This is a genomic window from Fontimonas thermophila, assembly GCF_900113085.1.
GTDB lineage: Bacteria > Pseudomonadota > Gammaproteobacteria > Nevskiales > Nevskiaceae > Solimonas > Solimonas thermophila.
The window spans coordinates 202,594-223,409 of sequence record NZ_FOOC01000002.1; the positions used below are offsets into that span (position 1 = coordinate 202,594).

The 20,816-nt window shown below is 63.1% G+C and carries 20 protein-coding genes and 2 tRNA genes; 14 read left to right on the top strand and 8 right to left on the bottom strand.

Going from position 1 to position 20,816, the window contains the following annotated elements; genetic code table 11:
- Window positions 1-3 precede the first annotated feature (3 nt).
- Complete coding sequence (locus BMZ48_RS02635) at window positions 4-1,011, top strand: quinone-dependent dihydroorotate dehydrogenase (RefSeq protein WP_091531388.1); 1,008 nt, start codon at window positions 4-6, stop codon at window positions 1,009-1,011.
- Here the strand turns inward: BMZ48_RS02635 and BMZ48_RS02640 are convergent.
- Window positions 959-2,002 carry a hypothetical protein gene (locus BMZ48_RS02640; RefSeq protein WP_234981487.1) on the bottom strand — a complete coding sequence of 348 codons (1,044 nt, stop codon included), beginning with the start codon at window positions 2,000-2,002 and terminating at the stop codon, window positions 959-961. The genes BMZ48_RS02635 and BMZ48_RS02640 overlap by 53 nt on opposite strands.
- Between BMZ48_RS02640 and BMZ48_RS02645 the strand changes: the two genes are divergently transcribed.
- The 3 genes from BMZ48_RS02645 to BMZ48_RS02655 all read left to right on the top strand — a co-directional run bounded on the left by BMZ48_RS02645 (window position 1,995) and on the right by BMZ48_RS02655 (window position 3,067).
- Complete coding sequence (locus tag BMZ48_RS02645; protein ID WP_234981488.1) at window positions 1,995-2,291, top strand: OmpA family protein; 297 nt, start codon at window positions 1,995-1,997, stop codon at window positions 2,289-2,291. The genes BMZ48_RS02640 and BMZ48_RS02645 overlap by 8 nt on opposite strands.
- A gap of 123 nt (window positions 2,292-2,414) precedes the next feature.
- Entirely contained in the window at window positions 2,415-2,621 is a 207-nt protein-coding gene (locus BMZ48_RS02650) for a DUF1289 domain-containing protein (protein WP_234981489.1), read from the top strand.
- Window positions 2,618-3,067, top strand: coding sequence for an acyl-CoA thioesterase (locus BMZ48_RS02655; protein ID WP_159431051.1), 450 nt, complete (start codon window positions 2,618-2,620; stop codon window positions 3,065-3,067). The genes BMZ48_RS02650 and BMZ48_RS02655 overlap by 4 nt, the downstream gene beginning before the upstream one ends.
- Before the next feature lie 25 nt (window positions 3,068-3,092).
- Here BMZ48_RS02655 and BMZ48_RS02660 read toward each other — a convergent pair whose 3' ends face one another.
- Window positions 3,093-3,599 carry a DUF7931 domain-containing protein gene (locus tag BMZ48_RS02660; protein ID WP_091531407.1) on the bottom strand — a complete coding sequence of 169 codons (507 nt, stop codon included), beginning with the start codon at window positions 3,597-3,599 and terminating at the stop codon, window positions 3,093-3,095.
- 12 nt (window positions 3,600-3,611) lie between these two features.
- Window positions 3,612-4,979, bottom strand: a complete 1,368-nt coding sequence (purB, locus tag BMZ48_RS02665) for an adenylosuccinate lyase (RefSeq protein WP_091531411.1) — start codon at window positions 4,977-4,979, stop codon at window positions 3,612-3,614.
- Window positions 4,980-5,089: 110 nt separating this feature from the next.
- Here purB and BMZ48_RS02670 point away from each other — a divergent pair, with 110 nt between their 5' ends.
- The 8 genes from BMZ48_RS02670 to BMZ48_RS02705 all read left to right on the top strand — a co-directional run bounded on the left by BMZ48_RS02670 (window position 5,090) and on the right by BMZ48_RS02705 (window position 15,427).
- Window positions 5,090-6,517, top strand: a complete 1,428-nt coding sequence (locus BMZ48_RS02670; protein WP_091531414.1) for a class II fumarate hydratase — start codon at window positions 5,090-5,092, stop codon at window positions 6,515-6,517.
- An 88-nt stretch (window positions 6,518-6,605) separates the two neighbouring features.
- Window positions 6,606-7,943, top strand: coding sequence for a sigma 54-interacting transcriptional regulator (locus tag BMZ48_RS02675; RefSeq protein ID WP_234981490.1), 1,338 nt, complete (start codon window positions 6,606-6,608; stop codon window positions 7,941-7,943).
- Between the two features lie 90 nt (window positions 7,944-8,033).
- Entirely contained in the window at window positions 8,034-9,566 is a 1,533-nt protein-coding gene (locus BMZ48_RS02680) for a fumarate hydratase (protein WP_091531418.1), read from the top strand.
- Entirely contained in the window at window positions 9,563-10,084 is a 522-nt protein-coding gene (locus BMZ48_RS02685; RefSeq protein ID WP_091531421.1) for a disulfide bond formation protein B, read from the top strand. Before BMZ48_RS02680 ends, BMZ48_RS02685 begins: the two co-directional genes overlap by 4 nt.
- Window positions 10,085-10,114: 30 nt before the next feature.
- A complete protein-coding gene (gene rraA / locus BMZ48_RS02690; RefSeq protein WP_091531425.1) occupies window positions 10,115-10,597 on the top strand; it encodes a ribonuclease E activity regulator RraA in 483 nt (160 codons plus the stop codon).
- Between the two features lie 157 nt (window positions 10,598-10,754).
- Entirely contained in the window at window positions 10,755-12,341 is a 1,587-nt protein-coding gene (gene aceB, locus BMZ48_RS02695) for a malate synthase A (RefSeq protein WP_091531429.1), read from the top strand.
- Between the two features lie 314 nt (window positions 12,342-12,655).
- Window positions 12,656-13,963, top strand: a complete 1,308-nt coding sequence (aceA, locus tag BMZ48_RS02700; protein ID WP_091531432.1) for an isocitrate lyase — start codon at window positions 12,656-12,658, stop codon at window positions 13,961-13,963.
- A gap of 147 nt (window positions 13,964-14,110) precedes the next feature.
- Window positions 14,111-15,427 carry a DUF3422 domain-containing protein gene (locus BMZ48_RS02705; protein WP_159431052.1) on the top strand — a complete coding sequence of 439 codons (1,317 nt, stop codon included), beginning with the start codon at window positions 14,111-14,113 and terminating at the stop codon, window positions 15,425-15,427.
- A 45-nt stretch (window positions 15,428-15,472) separates the two neighbouring features.
- On the opposite strand, the gene BMZ48_RS02710 is transcribed toward BMZ48_RS02705, so the two are convergent.
- The 4 genes from BMZ48_RS02710 to ppsA form a co-directional block, all read right to left on the bottom strand.
- A tRNA-Glu gene (locus tag BMZ48_RS02710) sits at window positions 15,473-15,548 on the bottom strand.
- 105 nt (window positions 15,549-15,653) lie between these two features.
- Window positions 15,654-15,729 (bottom strand) — tRNA-Ala (locus BMZ48_RS02715).
- A gap of 61 nt (window positions 15,730-15,790) precedes the next feature.
- Complete coding sequence (locus BMZ48_RS02720; protein WP_159431053.1) at window positions 15,791-16,432, bottom strand: ribonuclease T2 family protein; 642 nt, start codon at window positions 16,430-16,432, stop codon at window positions 15,791-15,793.
- Window positions 16,429-18,801 (bottom strand): phosphoenolpyruvate synthase, encoded by a 2,373-nt coding sequence (gene ppsA / locus BMZ48_RS02725; protein WP_091531443.1) that lies wholly within the window; start codon window positions 18,799-18,801, stop codon window positions 16,429-16,431. Before ppsA ends, BMZ48_RS02720 begins: the two co-directional genes overlap by 4 nt.
- Window positions 18,802-18,872: 71 nt before the next feature.
- Between ppsA and ppsR the strand changes: the two genes are divergently transcribed.
- Both ppsR and recR read left to right on the top strand, forming a co-directional pair.
- Window positions 18,873-19,697: a posphoenolpyruvate synthetase regulatory kinase/phosphorylase PpsR gene (ppsR, locus tag BMZ48_RS02730; RefSeq protein WP_091531446.1), complete on the top strand. Its 825-nt coding sequence runs from the start codon at window positions 18,873-18,875 to the stop codon at window positions 19,695-19,697.
- A 53-nt stretch (window positions 19,698-19,750) separates the two neighbouring features.
- Window positions 19,751-20,350 (top strand): recombination mediator RecR, encoded by a 600-nt coding sequence (gene recR, locus BMZ48_RS02735; RefSeq protein ID WP_091531450.1) that lies wholly within the window; start codon window positions 19,751-19,753, stop codon window positions 20,348-20,350.
- 95 nt (window positions 20,351-20,445) lie between these two features.
- On the opposite strand, the gene BMZ48_RS02740 is transcribed toward recR, so the two are convergent.
- The gene (locus tag BMZ48_RS02740) at window positions 20,446-20,781 is read right to left on the bottom strand and encodes a 4a-hydroxytetrahydrobiopterin dehydratase (RefSeq protein ID WP_091531458.1); all 336 of its coding nucleotides are present in this window, start codon (window positions 20,779-20,781) and stop codon (window positions 20,446-20,448) included.
- Between the last annotated feature and the right edge of the window lie 35 nt (window positions 20,782-20,816).

A 20,816-nucleotide genomic window follows, 5' to 3' on the forward strand; every position in this document is an offset into this window, starting at 1 on the left:
CGGATGTATCGCATCGCCCGTGATCTGTTGTTTCAGCTCGACGCCGAGCGTGCGCACGCGTTGACGCTGGAGATATTCCGGCACTTGCCCGATCTGGCAACGGCACCGTTTCGTTGCGCTACGGTCGAAGCACCGGTGACCTTGATGGGGCTTTGTTTTCGCAACCGCGTCGGACTCGCTGCCGGTCTCGATAAGAACGGCGAGTGTCTGCGGGCATGGGAGCGGCTCGGATTTGGGTTCGTCGAAATCGGCACCGTGACGCCGCGACCGCAGCCGGGCAATCCGCGGCCACGCCTGTTTCGTCTGCCACAGCACCAGGCGCTGATCAACCGGCTCGGGTTCAACAACAAAGGCGTCGATTATGTAGTGCGCGCCGTTGCCGATTCCGGCTACCGCGGCGTGCTGGGTATCAATATCGGCAAGAACTTCGACACGCCGATCGAGCGTGCCGAAGAGGATTATGCGCACGCCTTGCGCAAGGTCTATGCCGCGGCCTCCTACGTCACGGTGAACATCTCCTCGCCCAATACCCGCAACCTGCGTGATCTGCAGGAAGAATCGCGCTTGCGCGCCTTGCTGATGCGCCTGAGCGCCGAAGGACGCGCGCTCGCCCAGCGACACGGCAAACAGACGCCGATCCTCGTCAAGATTGCACCAGATGTATCCGATGCCGCGCTCGAGGGTATCGCCACGGCCGCCCGTGAATGCGGAGTCGATGGTTTGATCGCAACGAACACTACGGTCTTGCGCCCAGGCCTCGACGGTGAACCACTTGCGTCCGAACCGGGAGGGCTGTCCGGAGCGCCGCTGCGCATACTTGCCGACGACGTGCTGCGGCGACTGCGGCAGCGGGTGGGAAGGGATTATCCCCTGATCGGTGTCGGCGGGATTCTGAGCGCTGCAGATGCACGGGCCAAGCGGGATGCCGGAGCCGATCTGGTGCAGATCTACAGCGGCTTCATCTACCGCGGCCCGGCGTTGATCGCCGAATGTGCCAGGGCGCTGGCCTGAGCGCCTTGAAGCCCCACCGCAAAATCCCGTCATGATCCGGTGGTTGCCGCTGCGCCCGGTAATCCAGTACAGTCGCGGCCCATAACGAACATCTTTTGGGGACAGCACGATGCGCATGAAGCTGATTTCGGCTGCGGCGGTCTCTTGGCTGTGGGGCGGGGTGGCTCACGCGGTGACGGTTGAGGACTACGACATCCCGTATATCGGGGGCGCTTATCTCTACGAACTCGGCGACGCCAGCCGCGATTCCGAGAACGGGCAGGGCGGATTGATCCAGTTCGGCTGGCCGTTGACCGAATTCGGTTATTCCCACTGGGCCGCGGAAGTTGCCGTGCATGGTCTTCGCCGTGATCGCGACATCGACGGCAAGCCCGATTATCAGCGTGGTCTGCTGCTCGACGCGGTTTACGACTTCGGCCTGTTCGGATGGGGTGACGGGGCATCGGCAGGGCCCCGCTTCAAGCCCTTCGTGCTCGCTGGCCTGGGCGTGCTCCAGGAGGACGTACGCGGTTCCGAGCATGAGCATTTCGGGATCAACCTTGGCGGCGGTGCTCTGTTCTCGCTGCCGTGGCACGGGCTTGCCGTGCGCACCGAAGCGCGTGTACTCGGCCAGGCGAACGACAAGTCGGTCGCCGGAGAAGACGTGTTGTTCGACTACCGCCTCTCCGTCGGCCTGCAGGTGCCATTGACCCCGCTGTTCGCAAAGGCTGACCATCCCGAACCTGCCGCCGCAGCGCCGGAGTGCGAGCTCGCCGTCGTCGATCCGGTCACCGGTCGCAGCGACTGCGGTGTGGACTCCGACCGTGACGGCGTGCTCGACGGTCTCGATCAGTGTCCAGCGACGCCCTCTGGCGCGGCGGTCGATGCGCGCCGTCCAGGATCGCTGCCCGGGTACACCAGCCGGTTCCAAGGTCGACGCCAGTGGCTGCATCGTCGGCCAGACGCTGACACTCACCGGCGTCAAGTTCGAGAACGATTCCGCCGTGCTCACCGAGGCATCGCGCAAAATCCTCGACGAGGTTGCCGAGTCCTTGAAGAACCAACCGAACGTACGCGTCGAGATCGGCGGGCATACCGACAGCATCGGCAACGATGCGTACAACCATATCCTCTCGCAACAGCGGGCCGAGGCGGTACGTCAGTATCTGATCTCGCGGGGCGTGTCGGGCGACCGGCTCGTGGCCATGGGTTACGGCGAATTCCGTCCGGTGGCGTCCAACGAAACTCCGGAAGGCCGCGAGCAGAACCGCCGCGTCGAGTTCAAGCTGATCGTCGAGTGATCCTGTCTGCGGCGGTTTGCGGCGAGCGGTCGGTCAGGAGACCATCAATCGGATACGGCCATCGGTGCGATGGCCGTATCTTTTTACGCAAGATTACGCGCACAAAGCATCGGTTTGCGTCGCGTGAGCGAGTCCACGCCCCCATCCGGCGACATTCCATCCCCTTGTATCCAGGTCTGCACGCTCGATGCCAAGGGCGTTTGCACCGGCTGCTACCGTACCCTGCGTGAGATCGCTGAATGGCCAACGGCGGACCGCCTGCGCAAAATCGAGATCCGTCGCCTGGCCGAACTCAGACGCAGTGTGGCCATGCACCGGAGATTTTCATGAAGCAACCGCCGCCCAAGCTCGAGGACTTCGCATACCTCATCGAGATCCCCACGCGCTGGGCTGATCTCGATGCGCTCGGCCATGTCAACAACACACGGTTTTTTACTTTTGACGAGAGCGCGCGGCTGGATTATTTCGCCTCGCTGATGCGCGATGATCCGCAGTTCTGGAAACGCTACGGTTTGATTCTCGCCGGCATCGGCGCGGATTTCCTCGCTCAGTTGCACCATCCCTCGATACTGACCGTCGGTTTTCGGATCGCACGGATGGGGCGCAGCTCGATGCAGAGCATCGCCGGCATGTTTGTCGATGGCCGCGCCGTTGCCGTTACCCGGGGCACCATCGTCTGGTTCGATTACGTAGAGCAAAAACCGCTCGCGCTACCGGCGGCAGTCCGCGCTGCGATCCGTGCGCGTGAACGCCTTGCGCCGGAAGAAACCGCATGAGGCACCGCTGCGCACAGATGCGTTTTCAGAGCCGCAGTTCAGTGAACGGTCGCGCCGGAGAGGACGCTTCCCAGAGCGGGTCGAAGCGTCGTAGCTGCTGTTGCGCCTCGAGCGGAGCCTGACGATACAGCTTCGATTCGAGTGCCTCCGGCCGTTTCCGATGCCAGACGGCAGATACGTCCGCGATCACGCAGTCTTCGACGAGTGCGCGCGATTCTTCGGGTAGTTCACGAAACTGCACGCGGCTGCTCAAACGCCGTGCCAGCTCGACGAAGCGATGAGCCCGGCGCATCGCCAGATCGGGCTGGTTGACGAGCACCCGCACGCGGGTGCGGTCATGGCGCAGCACGAACGCACGCAATGACTCGACGATGGCGATGCTGCCGTACAGGGCCGGTTCGAAGCAATAGCTGAGGATGGCGATCTCGTTGCGGGCATCGTGCAGCAGCGATGCTACGATCTGGACGCTGGCCTCGACTCCGACAATGGTTTCGGAGCGTGACGGATCGCGGTCGGGCAGCGTTTCGAGCACGGCTGTTGGATTTCAGATGGCCTTGGCCTGTTGCATCGCGTTGCCGGTATAGCTGGCCGGCGTCATCTGCAGCAGCCGCTGTTTTTCGGCGTCTGGCAACGCGAGTTCGCTGATGAAGGCGCGTATCGCATCGCGACCGATTTTCTGGCCGCGCGTGAGCCGCTTGAGCTGCTCGTAGGGCTCGGGCAGGCCATAGCGGCGCATCACGGTCTGGATCGCCTCGCCGAGCACTTCCCAGTTTGCGTCGAGATCCTGTCCCATGCGCCAGGCGTCGGCCTCGAGCTTGCCGATGCCTTTGGCGATCGACTGATAGGCGACGACGGCATGGGCGATGCCGACGCCGAGGTTGCGCAGCACCGTGGAATCGGTGAGATCGCGTTGCAGCCGCGAAATGGGCAGTTTCTCGGCCAGATGCTGCAGAATGGCATTGGACATGCCCAGATTGCCTTCGCCGTTTTCGAAATCGATGGGATTGACCTTGTGCGGCATCGTCGAGCTGCCGACTTCACCGGGCATGGTTTTTTGCTTGAAGTAACCCAGCGAGATGTAAGACCAGATGTCGCGGCAGAAATCGATCAGGATCGTGTTGATGCGGGACAGCGTGTGGAAGTATTCCGCGATGTAGTCGTGCGGCTCGATCTGCGTTGTTGCCGGCGATTCGCCGACGCCGAGATTCTGCAGAAACGCGCGCGAGACCCCAGGCCAGTCTACCTCGGGATAGGCAGCGTAATGGGCATTCCAGTTGCCCACGGCGCCATTCATCTTGCCCAGGATCTCCACCTGTGCGAACTGTGCGCGCTGGCGGCGCAGACGCTGCGCGAATACGGCCATCTCTTTGCCGAGCGTCGTCGGCGACGCGGGTTGGCCGTGCGTGCGCGACAGCATCGGCTGCTCTGCATAGGCGCGGGCGAGCGTTGCGATGGACTGGATCAGCTTGTCGATTGCCGGCAACAGCACCTCACTGCGCGCATCCTTGAGCATCAACGCATGGGCGAGGTTGTTGATGTCCTCGGACGTACAGGCGAAATGGATGAATTCCTTGACATCCGCGAGTTCAGGGTGGGAGCTGATCTTTTCTTTGAGGTAGTACTCGACCGCCTTGACGTCGTGGTTGGTCGTGTCCTCGATGATCTTGACGCGTTGCGCTTCTTCGAGGCCGAAGTGCTCGGCGATGCGTTGCAGCTTCTCGCGCGCCGATGGCGAGAGGGTGGCGATTTCCGGCAATTGCGGTTGCGCGGCGAGCGTCTCCAGCCAGCGGATCTCGACGAGCACGCGATAGCGCATCAAACCGTACTCGCTGAAGATCTCGCGCAGGCGGACGGTTTTTTCTGCGTAGCGGCCGTCGATCGGGGAAATGGCGGACAAGGAGGTCAGTTGCATGAAATACGCCAGTTGAGTCGGGTCAGCAGAGGAGCTTTTGCCGGTTTGCCGCTGCAATCGTTCGATGGGGGTATTTTATCCGAGCCCGATGACTGCCCGCGGGAGAGGCCATGGCCAGAACTGCACGCAAGATTCCGACTGCCGCTTTTCGCGTCGAACGCGATAGCTTGGGCGAGGTACGGGTGCCGGCTGCGGCATTGTGGGGTGCACAGACGCAACGCGCCGTGGAGAACTTCCCGGTCTCGGGCCGGCGCATGCCACGCGATTTTTTGCGCGCACTGGGTCTGATCAAGGCCACTGCGGCGGAGGTGAACGCCGCATTGGGTGTGCTGGATGCGCGCATGGCGCGGGCCATCGCCGCGGCCGCGATGGAAGTTGCCGACGGGATGCACGACGCACAGTTCCCGGTGGATGTCTTCCAGACCGGCTCGGGGACTTCGAGCAACATGAATGCGAACGAGGTCATCGCCCGGCTCGCCGCGCAGCGTCTGGGTCATCCGGTGCATCCGAACGACCATGTCAACTGCAGCCAATCGTCGAATGACGTGATCCCGACCGCCATTCACGTGGCCGCGGCCCTGGCGCTGCGGGATGATTTGTTGCCGGCGCTGACGCAGCTCGCAACGGCGATCGAGCGCAAAGCACGTGCGCTGCGCGGACAGGTCAAGACCGGACGCACGCATCTCATGGATGCGATGCCGCTGCGCTTCGACCAGGAGTTGTCGGGCTGGGCACAGCAGATCCGCCATGCGCTCGCCCGCATCGAATCCGTGCGCCCGCGTCTGCACGCGCTGGCGCAGGGCGGCACGGCCGTCGGCACGGGAATCAATGCCCATCCACGATTCGCACGGCGGTTCGCATCGGCGCTGTCGCGGCGGACACGTTTGCGTCTGCGCCCAGCCGATAACTTTTTCGAGGCCTTGTCGTGCCAGGACACGGCGGCGGAATTGTCGGGCCAGCTCAAGGTGCTGGCCTGCGCGTTGATGAAGATCGCCAACGATTTGCGCTGGATGAACTCAGGGCCGCTCGCCGGTCTCGGCGAAATCGAGCTCCCGGCCGTGCAGCCCGGCTCGTCGATCATGCCGGGAAAGGTCAATCCGGTGATCCCCGAGGCCGTCTGCATGGTGGCCGCCGAGGTGATCGGCAACGATATGACGATTGCGATCGCCGCCCAGTCCGGCAATTTCCAGCTCAACGTCATGCTGCCGCTGATTGCCGACACCCTGCTGCGCAGTATCCACTTGCTCGCGAATGCCAGCCGTCTGCTCGCCGAGCGCGCGATTGCCGGCTTTGTCGTCCGCCAGGACCGCATCGGTGCGGCGCTGGCGCGCAATCCGGTGCTGATCACCGCAGCCAACGCGGTGATCGGGTATGAGAAGGGCGCAGCGATCGCCAGGCAGGCGTATCGCGAGGGGCGGCCCGTGCTCGATGTCGCCGTGGAACAGACCGACCTGCCGCGCGCGCGCTTGGAAAAGCTGCTCGATCCAGTGCAGTTGACGCAGGGTGGTCTGCCGCAAGCGCCGCGTCGCCGCCGCTGATCGGCAGTCTGCGTTATCCCGTCGGTCCGTACCTGTGATGGCCAGCGTGCTTGGCTAGGCTGCGTGCACGTCTGTCTCGGAGTTGGGCATGTTCGATCTAAGCTGGCGCGGCTCACGCCGCCGCACTGTCGAAACCGGGCCGCGCACCACGCCTGCCCCTTTTCTGGCGATCTACGTGCCCGAGGCTTGGCGGATGGGTGATGCCGGCTTGCAGGACGCGCTGACCCGGCTGCTGCCGGCCGGACGCAGCCATGTCGTTCGCAGTCTGGGTGCATCCGATGGATCTTCGGTTACTACCGCAGTGGACGCGGAATTCGCATTGAGCCTGTTCGTGGACCCGATGCTGCTCGACCCCCTTGCCCAAGGGGTGCTCGCCGCCCGTGAAGCCGGTCGCCAGGCGACGTTGATCGTGGCCGTGCAGGGACGACAACTCACCGCGCTCGGGCGCTGGCTCCAGCAGCGCGCCCAGAACGGCCGGCTGGCGGGTCTGCGCCTGATTCTCGCGCAGAATCCGGAGGATGCGCTGCGGCAGTTGCCCGAGCGTCTGAGTCACGGCGTCGAAGACAATGTCATCCGCATGCCAGTCACCACCGAGGTCGAGCGCCCGGTTTACCGCAGTTTTTACGTGTTCAGCCCGGAACTACAGGCCCTGGTCGGGCGCATTCGCGCTTTTGCCAACAATGGCATCACCCGCGCTTATCTGCTCGGTGGGCCGGGCAGCGGCAAGACCTCGCTGGCTTACTTCTACTATCAGGTCCGCGGCAAGGGACGTTTCGTCTCGGTGAATCTCGCGGCTGAGAATACCGGCGATAAAATGGCCGTGAAATCATTGCTGTGCGGACACGTTGCTGGTGCGTTCCCCGGTGCTGGTGCGCGGCTGGGCGCATTCACCCATGCGCGTGACGGTGTGTGCTTCCTCGACGAGAGCCACGGTGTCAGCGGCGCGGTTATGGAAGTGCTGATGGAGGCACTCGACAACGGTCAATACCTGCCGTTCGGCGCCTCGGCCAAGCAACCGCTCGATTGCGCGCTTTTGTTTGCCTCCAACCGCAGCTGGTCCCATCTGCAGGCGTCGGTCAACATCGATGAGTTCACGCGCCTGGGGGCGGCCGTGCTCGAGGTCCCCGAGCTGCGCAGGCGCGAGGAGGACATGATCGCGGTCATTGCCTCGACCATCGCCCGCCTGGGTGCCGGATGCACCACCTGGGTACCGCCGGAAGGGCTCGACGAGCCGGCTTGGCGGGTGATTCGCGAATGTCGCTGGCATGGCAATGTGCGCGCCCTGGTCCGTGTACTGGAGGCAGCCTTCGTCGAGACGGCCGGCCGTGGGGCGACTGCGTTGATTCCGGCCAGTGCGATCGAGACCGGGATCGCGCTCTGGGAGCCGGCCACACATCACAGTCACCGGCTCTACGCGGCGGCGTGAGTTTTACCAGGGCGTCGGGCTAGCAAGCGGACTGCGCCGGCAAAACCGGGTAGCATTCGCGCCCGGTGAATGCCCCAGCCGTGTGAGCCCATGACCACGATCCGCCAGGACGATTTCATTCAGTCCATCGCCGACGCCTTCCAGTACATCAGCTATTACCACCCGCTCGATTACATCCGGGCGCTGGGCGAGGCTTATGAGCGCGAGGAAAATCCAGCCGCCAAAGACGCGATCGCGCAAATCCTGACCAATTCGCGCATGAGCGCGGAAGGACATCGGCCAATCTGCCAGGACACCGGGATCGCCACGGTCTTTCTCAAGATCGGCATGAACGTCCGCTGGGAGGCGACGATGTCGGTCGCCGACATGGTCAACGAGGGTGTGCGTCGCGCCTACACCCATCCGGACAATCCGCTGCGTGCCTCGGTGCTGGCCGATCCGGCCGGCAAGCGGATGAACACCAAAGACAACACGCCCGCAGTGATTCACTACGAGCTCGTTCCCGGTGATCACATCGAGGTGATTTGTGCCGCCAAGGGGGGCGGCTCGGAAGCCAAGGCCAAGATGGCGATGCTCAACCCGTCCGACTCGATCGTGGACTGGGTGCTCAAGACCGTGCCGACGATGGGCGCCGGCTGGTGTCCGCCGGGCATTCTCGGCATCGGCATCGGCGGCACGCCGGAAAAAGCGATGCTGCTCGCCAAGGAGGCGCTGATGGCGCCGGTGGACATCCACGCGCTGAAGGCGCGGGGCCCGCGCAATCGGGCCGAGGAGCTGCGTCTGGAACTCTACGAGAAAGTCAATCGGCTGGGCATCGGCGCCCAGGGTCTGGGTGGGTTGACGACGGTCGTGGACGTCAAGGTGCTCGACTATCCGACACACGCTGCGAACCTGCCGGTGGCGATGATCCCCAACTGCGCGGCGACGCGCCATGTGCATTTCGAGCTCGATGGCTCGGGTCCGGTGGTGTTGCCGACGCCACGCCTCGAAGACTGGCCCAAAGTGACCTGGCAGGCAGACACCAAGGTGGCGACGCGCGTGAATCTGGACTCACTGACCCGTGACGAGGTGGCGCGTTGGAAGCCGGGCCAGATCCTCTTACTCAACGGCAAGATGCTGACGGGCCGCGATGCTGCCCACAAGCGCATCCAGGACATGCTGAGCAGGGGCGAAAAACTGCCGGTGGACTTTCGCAACCGTGTGATCTATTACGTCGGCCCCGTCGATCCGGTGCGCAACGAGGTCGTCGGTCCGGCGGGACCGACCACGGCCACGCGCATGGACAAGTTCACCGAAATGATGCTTGCGCAAACCGGCTTGCTCGCCATGGTCGGCAAGGCCGAGCGCGGTCCCGCCGCGATCGAGGCGATCAAAAAGCACAAAAGCGCCTATCTGATGGCCGTCGGCGGCGCGGCCTATCTCGTGGCCAAGGCGATCAAGGCGGCGAGGGTCGTGGCTTTCGAGGATCTGGGCATGGAAGCGATCTATGAATTCGAAGTACAGGACATGCCGGTGACCGTTGCGGTCGATGCCCAGGGAACTTCGGTCCATGAAACCGGGCCGAAACAGTGGCAGGCCAGGATTGCTGGCCGCATCGGCGACATTCCGGTGGCTTTGGCATGACCGCACATTACCGCTGGCTCAGTTTTTTCGGTTTCCTGGCCTGTGTCATCGGCATGGCCTTTGCGCTGTATCTTGAACATTTCCGGGGGTATGAACCCTGTCCGATGTGCATCTTCCAGCGCGTGGCGATGATGGCTGCGGGCGTGGTGTTCCTGGTCGCAGCCGTGCACGCTCCAAAGCGCGCCGGGCGCTGGGTGTATGCCGTGCTCGCGGCGCTGGCATGCGGCATTGGGGCTGCGATCGCGGGACGACACGTCTGGTTGCAGTCGCTGCCGCCGGATCAGGTGCCGGCCTGCGGCCCGACCCTCGACTATCTGCTCGACATGCTGCCGGTGATGGACGTGGTGACGATGGTGCTCAAGGGCGACGGCAACTGCGCCAAAATCGATGCGCAATGGTGGGGGATCAGCCTGCCGGGCTGGACACTGATCGCTTTCATCGGCCTTGCGCTGTATGCCTTGGCGATGCCGGTCGCCGCGCGCATTGCAGAGCGGCGCTCACACTACATCAGCGGTTGAGAAATTTCTTCCAACATATTGAATCGACGCATGAGTTACGCCACGACCGATCTTTCCGACGCCCATCCCGAGGCCCAGGTCGCCGAGCCGATCTTCGCGGATTTCGGCGGCCGCATCGCCTTTCACGGCCCGATCAAGACCCTCAAGGTGTTCGAGGACAATGCACTGATCCGCGCGACACTCGAGACCCGCGGCGAGGGCCGGGTGTTGGTCATCGATGGCGGAGGGTCGAATCGCTGCGCCCTGGTCGGTGGCAATCTCGGCCAGCTCGGCGTCGACAACGGCTGGGCCGGTATCGTCGTCTATGGGTATGTACGCGATGCCGAGGAGCTGGCCGAGCAGGACATCGGCATCAAGGCGCTGGGTACACATCCGCGCAAATCGGAAAAAGGCTTGCACTCGGCCGTCCAGGATCGGCCCGTCAGCTTTGCCGGCGTGACCTTCCGGCCGGGCGCGTGGCTTTATGCCGATGCCGATGGCATCGTGATTGCCGAAGGCCCGATCCACACCTGATCATTCCCGGCAGGACGAACGCTGTGCATCCGCGTCTGTTGCTTGCAACGCACGCACAGCATCGGCGGATGGGGCTGTTCGTTGCAGCAGCCTGGGTGCTTGGCTATAGTTCCCGCCCATTTTTCTGGCATTTTCCATCAGTTAGCGAGGTTCACCGATGAGCGCAGTCAAAGGCGTCGAAATCACCGGCGCAATGAAACCGGCCTACAAGAAAATCCTCACTCCGGAGGCGCTCAAATTCGTCGCCACGCTCGTTCGCAAGCATGGCCCGACGCGCGACAAGCTGATGGCCTATCGCGAGGAGCGCCAGGCTCTCGTCGATGCCAAGAAGCTCAAGCTCGGCTTTCTCAAGGAAACGAAGAAAATCCGCGACGGCAAATGGCAGATCGCTGGCATTCCGGCCGATCTGCAGGATCGTCGCGTCGAGATCACCGGGCCGGTCGACCGCAAGATGATCATCAACGCGCTCAATTCCGGCGCGAAGTGCTTCATGGCCGATTTCGAGGATGCCTCCTCGCCGACCTGGGAGCTGATGATGGATGGCCAGGTCAATCTGGCCGATGCCGTGCGGCGCAAGATCACGTACACCTCGCCGGAGGGCAAGGAATACAAGCTCAATCCGCAGATCGCCACGCTGATCGTGCGTCCGCGCGGCTGGCATCTGCTCGAGAAACACATCCTCATCGACGGCAAGCCGGCGCCAGGCGCCATCGTCGATTTCGGCCTGTTCTTCTTCCACAACGCCAAAGAGCAGATCAAGCGAGGTACGGGGCCGTATTTCTACCTGCCGAAGATGCAGTCGCATCTCGAGGCGCGGTTGTGGAACAACATTTTCAAGGACGCGCAGAATCTGCTGAAGATCCCGCAGAAGACGATCAAGGCCACCGTGCTGATCGAAACGATCTGGGCGGCCTTCGAGATGGAGGAGATTCTTTACGAGCTGCGCGATCACATCGTCGGACTCAATTGCGGCCGCTGGGATTACATCTTCAGCTTCATCAAGACGTTCCGTAATTATGGCGACCGCCTGATTCCGGATCGCCTGGGCGTGACGATGGACAAGCATTTCCTCGACAGCTACTCCAAGCTGCTGTGCCAGGTCACTCACAAACGCGGCGCGCAGGCGATGGGCGGCATGGCGGCGTTCATCCCGACCAAGGATCCGGCCAAGAACGAGGAAGTGTTCGCCAAAGTCCGCGCCGACAAGCTGCGCGAGGTGATGAATGGCCACGACGGCACCTGGGTGGCGCATCCAGGGCTCGTACCGGTGGCGATGGCGGTATTCGACGAGCACATGCCGCAGCCCAACCAGATCGACAAGAAGTTCCCCGAGCGCAGAATCAAGGCCGAGGACTTGCTCCAGCTGCCGGAGGGGCAGATCACCGAAGGCGGTTTGCGTAACAACATCAACGTCGGCATCCAGTACATCGAAGCCTGGATTCGCGGCAACGGCTGCGTGCCGCTGCACAACCTAATGGAAGATGCGGCCACCGCCGAGATTTCACGGGTTCAGGTCTGGCAGTGGCTCAAGCATGGCGCCAAGCTCGCCGACGGGCGCACCGTCACGCGCGCGCTGGTGCTGGCGATGATCGACGAAGAGCTCGCCGGCATCCGCAAGCAGCTCGGTGACGAGCGCTACTACCAGGGCCGTTTTGCAGAAGCAGCGGGCCTGTTCGCGCGTCTGGCGACTGCCCCGCAGTGCGCGGACTTTTTGACGCTGCCGGCTTACGACTATCTCGACTGAGTGACAAAGCCCAGGCCGTGCGCCGGCCCATCGGTCGGCGCACGGCGTTTCTTCCTGCGACCCGGCTTACGGTGAGGCAAGCCCGCGCCCGCGGCGTCGGCGCTGGCCCTATACGGGCTTTTTGACTGACAGCGATGACAGCGCGCGGTGACGCCAAAGTGCTTGTGCGTTGCAAAATGATTGCCGGTATAATCGCGCCCCCTAAAGCGGCGCCCTGCGCGGGTTCGGCTCCGGACGCTCGGGAATCGCCGCCTGGCCTTACGAAACGATGAAGGCCGTGATCGGTTTCTTTCACCCCGAGAGGACTGCTGCACATGACTCGCGACGAGCAAATCAAGGCCCTTGAACACGACTGGGCGACCAACCCCCGCTGGAAGAACGTCAAGCGCACGTACTCCGCCGCCGACGTCGTCCGTCTGCGCGGCAGTCTCCAGATCGAGTACACGCTCGCCAAGCGCGGTGCCGAAAAGCTCTGGCGTCTGATCAATGGCGAAGCCAAGAAAGGCTATGTCAACGCCTTTGGCGCGATCACCGCAGGACAGGCGATGCAGCAGGCCAAGGCGGGCCTGGAAGCCGTGTATCTGTCCGGCTGGCAGGTCGCGGCCGACGGCAACACCTCTGAAACCATGTACCCGGACCAGTCGCTGTATGCCTACGACTCGGTGCCGACCATGGTTCGCCGCATCAACAACACGTTCAAGCGCGCCGACGAGATCCAGTGGGCGCGCGGCATCGGCCCCGGCGACAAGGAGTTCATCGATTATTTCCTGCCGATCGTGGCGGATGCCGAAGCCGGCTTCGGGGGTGTGCTCAATGCGTTTGAGCTGATGAAGAACATGATCGCCGCCGGTGCGGCCGGCGTGCATTTCGAGGACCAGCTCGCGGCGGTCAAGAAGTGCGGCCACATGGGTGGCAAGGTGCTGGTGCCGACGCAAGAGGCGATCGAAAAGCTCATCGCCGCGCGCTTTGCCGCGGACATCATGGGCGTGCCGACCATCGTGCTCGCCCGCACCGACGCCGAGGCCGCCAACCTCCTCACCTCCGACCACGACCCCAACGACAAGCCCTTCTTGACCGGTGAGCGCACGCAGGAAGGCTTCTTCCGGGTCAAGAACGGGCTCGAGCAGGCGATCTCCCGCGGTGTCGCCTACGCGCCGTATGCGGATCTCGTCTGGTGTGAAACCGGTACACCGGATCTCGGCTTTGCGCGCGAGTTCGCGCAGGCCATCCACGCCAAGCACCCGGGCAAGCTGCTCGCCTACAACTGCTCGCCCTCGTTCAACTGGAAGAAGAACCTCGACGACAAGACCATCGCCGAATTCCAGGACAAGCTTTCCGAGCTGGGCTACAAGTATCAGTTCATCACCCTGGCCGGCATCCACATCAACTGGTTCAACACCTTCCAGTTCGCGTACAACTACGCACGCGGTCAGGGCATGAAGCACTACGTGGAGATGGTGCAGGAGCCGGAGTTCAAGGCCCGCGAGAAGGGTTACACCTTCGTCTCCCACCAGCAGGAAGTCGGCGCGGGCTACTTCGACGACGTCACCACCGTCATCCAGGGCGGTTCTTCCTCGGTGCAGGCGCTCAAGGGTTCGACCGAAGAAGAGCAGTTCCACTGAGAACGGCAAGGCAGCATCGTCGGTTCAGCAAAACCCCCGGACCCTCCGGGGGTTTTGTTTTGGACAGTCTTTATCGATGCATCCACAATCAGCCAGCATTGATTGCCAAGGTGCGCTCCAATCACGCCTGGACACGGGAGTATGACCATGACTGCGGAGTCGATGCACCGTTCATGGCCGAGTCGCCAGACGCTCAACGAGGAATTGTTCCGTCGCCCGCCGGTTCCAGTGCCGACTGGAGCCTGGGTGCTGCACACCGCCTACCTGCAAGACACGGAGCAGAGCGCACGATCCATTGAGCAGTTGCGCCGGGGTGCGGCAGCGGGCAAGCGCATGGCTGCAGGGGATGGTCGCAGCGCTGAAATCCTGCGCTGGGGCGCAGGTCTGCTCAAATGGGAGCGGCATACCGAATTCACCAGCTATACCTGGGTCCTGCCCGGTTCGCCGACCGAACCGTTCGCGCCGGATTCCGGTATTGCAGAGATTCTGGACTGGCAGGCGCGGATCATCGGCCAGATGCTGGTCGCGACCCGTCTGCGGACCTTGCCGGAGGCAGATACGCCTCTGCGCGCGGCGGCCTATGCTGCGCTCGACGCGGAGGCGCCGGCCAGTCTCGTTCTGGATGGGGAAGCCGAGATTCGGGTGGATTGCCGCATCCATCCCGACGATGAATGCACCCATGTGCTCTTGCTCGATCGCGGGCTTGGTGATGCCCGCCGTTCCCGCCTGGTGCAGCGTCTGCTGGAAATCGAGACATACCGGATGCTGGCCTTGCTCGGTTTCCCGGTCGCCCAGTCGCTCGTGCATGAGCTGCACCATCTCGAAGAGCGCTTGCAGGTGCTGGTTGCTGCGGTCGCGCGGGTCGATGCTGCGGCCGGAGCCGACGAGGACCGGCAACGGTTGAGTGATTTGCTGGCGCTGGCGTCGGAGATCCAGCGGCTTTCGACCACGCACGTGTTCCGTTTCGACGCTTCCTTGGCGTATCACGAGCTGGTCGAGAACCGCTTGGCCGGTCTGCGCGAGGAACGTCTGCCCGGACAGCAGCGGCTGGGTAGCTTCCTGCGCCGGCGGCTGACCCCGGCGATGAAAACGGTGGGTACGGTCCGTCAGCGCTTGGAGATGTTCGCGGCACATATCGACCACACCGCGTCACTGTTGCGCACCCGTGTGGAGCTGGGTTTACAGCAGCAAAATCGCGAATTGCTCGCGTCGATGAATCGGCGTGCGGCCTTGCAGTTGCGCCTGCAGCAGACCCTCGAAGGGTTGTCGGTGGTCGCAATCAGTTATTACGGCGTCGGCCTGGTCTATTACCTGGCGCGTGCTCTGATGAGCTTGGGATTGCGTCTGGATCCTTATGCCGCCGCCGGCGCGGCTGTACCCTTTGCAGTGGCAGGTGCGTGGTGGAGTGTTAGACGTGTGAAAGCAATCCTGCGTACCGGGGATCATATCGATCCGCCGGATTGAATCCGCATCATACGCGGGAAATGCCAGCGCCAGGAGTGTTTGAATTGGCGTCCCCACGGGGATTCGAACCCCGGTTACCGCCGTGAAAGGGCGATGTCCTAGGCCTCTAGACGATGGGGACTCGACGGGGATATCCACCCATCAAGCCGCCGAACCGGCGCGGTGGGGACCCTGATCTCTCCACCCCGGGCGGTTCGTGATGACTTGACGCAACTGCCGAAACGGTTGGTGGAGCTAGTCGGGATCGAACCGACGACCTCTTGCATGCCATGCAAGCGCTCTCCCAGCTGAGCTATAGCCCCACACCAGGGGCGCGCATTATACCCAAACGGTTTCTGATTGAAACCTGGAAATTGGACTTTTTTATGGCCGCTCTACCAGCTGCCCGGGCACTGGCCGGATTTGCACCGACGAGCGGCAGCGATCTTCGACATCGGCGCCGCAGCGGCGCAATTGAAAGTCGCGGTCCAGGCAGATGCGGATTTCGCTGAGCCAGCTACCGCGGCATTGCACGGCGATGCCGTCGGGCTGCAGGCGGGGATTCACCTCGATGAAGGCGCGCTCGATCGCATCGACGCTCGTTTCGATGCGTTCGGTCGGCGCGCGCAGCATCGGCGGGATCGACACAAGGCGCCATGCGCGTTCGACGTTCAGGAAATACTCCTGCATCGGCAGGCCGCTGCAGCTGCCGTGCTTGCGCCATTGGCGCTGGATGAGTTCGGTGCTGGGCATCAGCGGCAGCATGCGTTCGATCAGCTCTTTCGGGACGCGGCTGCGCTCGCCGCAGTAGTCCGGATAGCCTTGCTCATGCTGTGGCCACAGGCCATGTACGATGAAGCCGTGCGCATAAGTGCACTGCTCGGCGGCGGGTTCGGACCGGCAAAACTGCGGGGACCAGGACAGCGCGAGAATCCAGTAATCGAACTCCCCGGGGCGATCGGCGGCGTGTACCGGCGCGCCGAGCGCGCAGAGGACCGCCAGCCCGATCCCGACCCATGTTTTCAAGCGCGTTGTCCTGCAAGAAACAGCCACGTTTCGACCACCGTGTCCGGGTTGAGTGACATCGATTCGATCCCTTGCTCCACCAGCCAGCGCGCGAGTTCCGGATGGTCCGAGGGACCCTGCCCGCAAATACCGATGTATTTATTGTGCTTGCGGCACGCCTGAATCGCCATTTTGAGCATGGCCTTGACTGCATCGTTGCGTTCATCGAACAAATGCGCGACCAGGCCGGAGTCGCGGTCCAGGCCCAGCGTCAACTGGGTCATGTCATTCGATCCGATGGAAAATCCATCGAAGTATTCTAAGAACTGCTCGGCCAGCACGGCATTGGACGGCAGCTCGCACATCATGATCAGCTCAAGGCCGTTGTCGCCGCGGCGCAAACCGTTGGCGGCAAGGATTTCGATGACCCGGCGGGCCTCGTCGACCGTGCGCACGAACGGGACCATGATCTTGACGTTGGTCAGCCCCATTTCGTCGCGCACGTAGCGCAGGGCGCGGCACTCCAGATCGAAGCAGGGCCGGAACGATTCGGCGATGTAGCGGGAAGCCCCGCGGAATCCGATCATCGGATTTTCTTCATGCGGTTCGTAGCGTCTGCCTGCGATCAGGTTGGCGTATTCGTTGGATTTGAAGTCGGATAGGCGCACGATCACCGGCTCGGGGGCGAATGCTGCGGCGATCGTCGATATGCCTTCCGCCAGACGTTTGACGAAGTAATCGACCGGCGAGCCGTAGGGGGCGATCATTGGATCGATGATGCGGCGTTCGTCCGGCGACAGGTGCTCGTATTCGAGCAGGGCCTGCGGATGGATGCCGATCTGGCGGTTGATGATGAACTCCAGTCGCGCAAGGCCGACGCCGCGATGGGGCAGTGCAGCGAAATCGAAGGCCTGCTCCGGCGTGCCGACGTTCATCATGATTTTCACCGGGATCTCCGGCATTTTGTCGAGCGCGACTTCATCGACCGTGTAATCGACGTTGCCGGCATAGACATGGCCGGTGTCGCCCTCGGCGCAGGAGACAGTGACTTCGACGCCATCTTCGAGCACCTGGGTGGCGTTGCCACAGCCGACCACCGCGGGAATGCCGAGCTCGCGGGCGATGATCGCGGCATGGCAGGTGCGGCCGCCACGGTTGGTGACGATGGCGCTGGCCCGCTTCATGATCGGTTCCCAGTCGGGATCGGTCATGTCGGTGACCAGCACATCTCCGGGCCGGACGCGGTTCATCTGTTCGATCGACGTGAGGATGCGCACCGGGCCGGCCCCGATTTTCTGACCGATGGCGCGGCCGCTGGCGAGCACGGTGCCCTTGTGCTTGAGCCGGTAGCGACGCAGGACGTTGGTTGAGGCGCGCGATTTCACCGTCTCCGGACGCGCTTGCAGAATGTACAGCTTGCCGTCGATACCGTCCTTGCCCCACTCGATATCCATCGGCCGGCCATAGTGACGCTCGATGATCAGCGCCTGGCGGGCGAGTGTTTCCACTTCCGCATCGCTCAGACAGAAGCGGTTGCGTTCGGCTGGCGCAACATCGACGAATTCCACCGTCCGGCCGAGCGAGGTGTCCGTGCCATAAACGAGCTTGCGCGCTTTTTCGCCGAGGCCGCGGCGCAGCACGGCGGGACGGCCGGCCTCGAGCGCCGGCTTGTAGACATAGAACTCATCGGGGTTGACGGCCCCCTGGACCACCGCCTCGCCCAGACCGTAGGAAGCCGTGATGAAGACGGCGTCCTTGAAGCCGGATTCGGTGTCCATCGTGAACATGACCCCGCTGGCGCCCTTGTCCGAACGCACCATGCGCTGTACCCCGGCGGACAGCGCGACGGCGGCATGGTCAAAGCCGTGGTGCACGCGGTAGGCGATCGCGCGATCGTTGTAGAGCGAGGCAAAGACTGCCTTGATCGCACCCAGGACGTTGTCGATGCCGCGCACATTCAGGAAGGTTTCCTGCTGTCCGGCGAAGGAGGCATCGGGCAGATCCTCGGCCGTCGCCGAGGAGCGCACCGCCACCGAAATCTCCGCGCCGGATTCGGCGACGAGTTGTGCGTAATGGTTACGGATGTCTTGTTCGAGGGCGGCGGGAAAGGGCGCCGCGGCGACGGCAGCACGAATGGCACGGCCGGTCTGTGCGAGCTGCTCGACGTCATCGACGTCGAGCGAGGCCAGCATGTCCTGGATGCGCCCGGCCAGATTGTCGTGTGCCAGGAATTGCCGGTAGGCCGCGGCCGTCGTTGCAAAACCATTGGGTACGCTGACGCCGGATGCGGCCAGGTTGCGGATCATTTCCCCTAGCGAGGCATTCTTGCCGCCGACGATCTCGACGTCGGCCATACTCAACTCCGAGTACCACAGGACGTTCTTGCTCATGTACTTTCTGATTCGATCACAGCAGGTAAAGTTGACGCACCGCGGTTATTGCCGCGTCCTGACGGACTCCGATGGCTGCTTCCAGACCCGTATTTTTCGTCTCCGACGGCACCGGCATCACGGCCGAGACGCTGGGCAACACGCTGCTGACCCAGTTTGAGGGGCTGGTCTTCGACACGGCCACTTTGCCATTCGTCAATACCGTGGAGCGGGCGAAAAGCACCGTGGACTATATCAATTTCATCGGCAGCCAGACGGGCCAGCGGCCACTGGTCTTCAGCACGACCGTCAACGATGAGGTGCGCGCGATCCTGCGCGGCGTCAAGGGCCTGTTCATCGATTTATTCGACCGCTTCATCCACGAGATGGAAAAGGAACTGGCGGTCCGCTCGACCCATGCCCAGGGGCGTGCGCACGGTCTGGCTGATCCTCGGCGCTACCACGATCGCATCGAAGCCGTGAGCTATGCGATGGAACACGACGATGGCGCCTCCACCCGCGACTTGTCGCGCGCCGATGTGATCCTCATCGCCCCCTCCCGATGCGGCAAGACGCCGACGAGCATGTACTTGGCCTTGCAGCACGGCTTGTATGCGACGAATTTTCCGCTCACGCAAGATGATCTAGACCATCTGCGCCTGCCGTCGGCGCTCAAAGGACTGGAGTCGCGCTGCTTTGGTCTGACTTCCGATCCGGAACGGCTGGCGCAGGTACGCACCGAACGTCGTCCGGGATCGCGCTACGCCTCGCTGTCGCAATGCGCCTACGAACTGCGCCAGGCCGAGCAGCTCTACCGGCGCTTCGGGATTCCGTTCGTGAACTCGGCGAACATGTCCATCGAAGAGATCGCGGCGGTCGTGATGCAGGAAAAACACTTGCGCAAGCCGACTTTTTGAAGACTCGCGGCTGGTGACGGGTATCCTATTGGCCCCTGTGCCGATCGCATGCCGTGAGCACCTACAGTCCGCGCCTGAATCGTTTGATCGAAGCCTTGCGCCGTTTGCCGGGAGTGGGTCCCAAGTCGGCGCAGCGCATGGCTTTTCACCTGCTCGAACGCGAGCGCGACGGCGCACGCCAGCTCGCGCTCGCCATTGGCGAGGCACTCGAGGGTATCGGGCGTTGCCCGAGCTGCCGGATGTTCTGTGAGGACGAGGCTTGCCGGTATTGCACTCCCGAGCGCAGCGCGGGTGGCCATTTGTGCGTCGTCGAGGGTCCGGCGGATCTCGTGGCGATCGAGCACGGCACGGCGTACCGCGGGCGCTATTTCGTACTCATGGGCCGGCTGTCCCCGCTCGACGGCATCGGTCCCGACGAGCTCGGTCTGCCGCGCCTGGCGGCGCTGCTCGACGAAGGCTGGGTGCGCGAGGTGATCATTGCAACCAATCCGACCGTCGAGGGTGAAGCGACGGCTTACTATCTGGCCGAGATGGCCAAGGCACGGGGGATCAAGGTCAGCCGCATCGCCCATGGCGTGCCGATGGGGGGTGAGCTCGAGTATGTGGATGCCGGCACACTCGCCCATGCGCTTTCCGGGCGCACTGCGGTCTGAGACTCAACGGCTGATGTCGCGTGACGTGTCCGGAAGGCGGGTCTGCAACAGGCGCAGGGCAGCATCCGGTGAGGTGGGGTGATGCCACCTGCGCTTCATGCGAGCAGTGCGTCGATCTTGGCCGCGCAGATGAAGTCGTTCTCGGTGAGGCCGTTCACCGCATGGGTCCAGTACCGTATGGTGACCGTGTTGTACCCGAAGTGGATGTCGGGATGGTGGTCCTGGGTATGTGCGATCCACGCCACCGCATTGACGAATGCCGTGGTCTGCCAGTAGTTGTCGAAGCTGAAGCGGGCCTCGATCATCTTGCCGTCCTCGACCAGATGCCAGCGCGCATCGAGCTGCTTCTTCAGGCTGGTTGCGGCGGCCAGATCCAGTGGCGGGACACCGCCTTCGCAGGGCACGCACGTCTTTTTGCTCAACTCGGACATGACGGTACTCGGGTTGTGCCGAAAGCAGGCAGATT